The organism is Kitasatospora sp. NPDC001539 (assembly GCF_040298565.1).
Classification (GTDB): Bacteria; Actinomycetota; Actinomycetes; order Streptomycetales; family Streptomycetaceae; genus Kitasatospora.
This window is the reverse complement of sequence record NZ_JBEPAK010000488.1, coordinates 1-1,318: the sequence shown is the minus strand read 5'-3', so window position 1 is coordinate 1,318 and position 1,318 is coordinate 1. Positions and strand designations below refer to the sequence as shown.

General features: G+C 71.1%; 2 protein-coding genes. One reads left to right on the top strand and one right to left on the bottom strand.

Annotation, left to right across the window (positions count from 1 at the left end; all coding sequences use genetic code 11):
• Positions 1-116: 116 nt before the first annotated feature.
• Positions 117-602, bottom strand: coding sequence for a cysteine/serine endopeptidase inhibitor (locus ABT247_RS33495; protein WP_350750382.1), 486 nt, complete (start codon positions 600-602; stop codon positions 117-119).
• Between the two features lie 292 nt (positions 603-894).
• On the opposite strand from ABT247_RS33495, the gene ABT247_RS33490 reads away from it, so the two are divergent.
• Positions 895-1,098 (top strand): hypothetical protein, encoded by a 204-nt coding sequence (locus tag ABT247_RS33490; RefSeq protein WP_350750380.1) that lies wholly within the window; start codon positions 895-897, stop codon positions 1,096-1,098.
• Positions 1,099-1,318: the final 220 nt, after the last annotated feature.

The following is a 1,318-nucleotide window of genomic DNA, read 5'->3' as shown; positions in this document are numbered from 1 at the left end:
GTGGGGAGCGCCCTCGCCGCCGCTGCGGTCCATGATCGACGCCGGGCCCTTGTTCCCCATGCCGACGGTGAGGGCGGAGGCGGAGGCGGAGGCGGGCAGCGCGGTAGCGGGCGGCCTCAGCCGATGGTCGAGGCGGTGACCGGTTCGGAGAGTTCGACCGCCTTGCCGTTCAGACCGGCCTTGACGAACTGCCAGGTGAGGCCGTTGATGACGCCCTTGTCGAGCGGGGCCAGCCTGGCGAACGCCGGCTGGCTGAGATCGATGTGGGTGGCGTCGCAGGAAGGGCACTGGTCCTTCACCGGGACGGTGATGGTCTTGCCCTGGTACGTCACCTTGACCGAGATGCCCTTGCAGAGCGGGTCGTTGTTGGGGTTGGCGGAGGTCCACCAGCTGCGCGGGACGGCGACCAACATCTGGGTGGCCGCGTTGATCTGCGTGCCGCAGGCGCCGTAGCCGGCGTCGTTGTAGTAGGTGGCCTTGCCGGTCATGGGCTTGTTGATCGGTATCGCGGCGCTGGCGGAGCCGGCCGTGAGGGCGAGCAGAGCGGCTGCGGCGAGCGGGGCGCCCGCGAGGATCCTGAGGTTCTTGCCGATGGCGCGCATGGTTCGTTCCCTCCGGTTCGATGGAGCCGTTGTGGCAGCCATGGGCATGACAGACATAAGTCGCCGCGCCTGCAGCACAGTTCGGCGGAACTTCTCGCCCGCGACCGCCCGGATGAGGGGAATTTATGCGCTCCCCCTCCACCTGGTCCAGACCTCTCCGCTGTTGTCATGAACACAAGTCAGGGAGCTTTACCAATGCATCCGAAGGAGCGAAGATGCGTGACCGCCCCTCCCCGGCGGGCGTTGACAGACCGTCACCCCTGTCAGCCCGCCCGCTCCGGAGGACCGTCCCATGCGCACCGCACTCGCCGCCCTGCTCCTCGGCGCCGTCCTGACCCCGGCGCTCGCCTCGCCCTCGGCTGCAGCACCCTCGGCGGCCGCACCCCGCGAGGTGAACCAGGGCTACAGCATCCCGGTCGCCGGCGTGACCGACCTCGGCGCACTGCCCGTGCTCGGCAGCCTCGGACTGGACTTCGCCCGACTCCTCGGGCAGTGACGAAGGCCGGGCGGCGGTAGGCCGCCCCTCCCTGGCGAGGAGCCGGGGAGATCCTCGAAGACCACCGACCGGCGTCGCCCGCCCGGGTTACGCTCGTCCCGCGCGAAGCCCGTTCGCGCGGGGCGGGCGGGGGGGGGACACGTGTTAGGGGGCCAGCTGGCGGCCGTCGTGGTGTCCGGGGTGGGGGTCGACCTCCCCCCCCCGGGCCGGCGGGGGGGGT

What these genes read in the sequence shown, in the direction of transcription:
- ABT247_RS33495 (WP_350750382.1), bottom strand. Translation starts at nt 602, where the DNA reads ATGCGCGCCATCGGCAAGAACCTCAGGATCCTCGCGGGCGCCCCGCTC.
- ABT247_RS33490 (WP_350750380.1), top strand. Translation starts at nt 895, where the DNA reads ATGCGCACCGCACTCGCCGCCCTGCTCCTCGGCGCCGTCCTGACCCCG.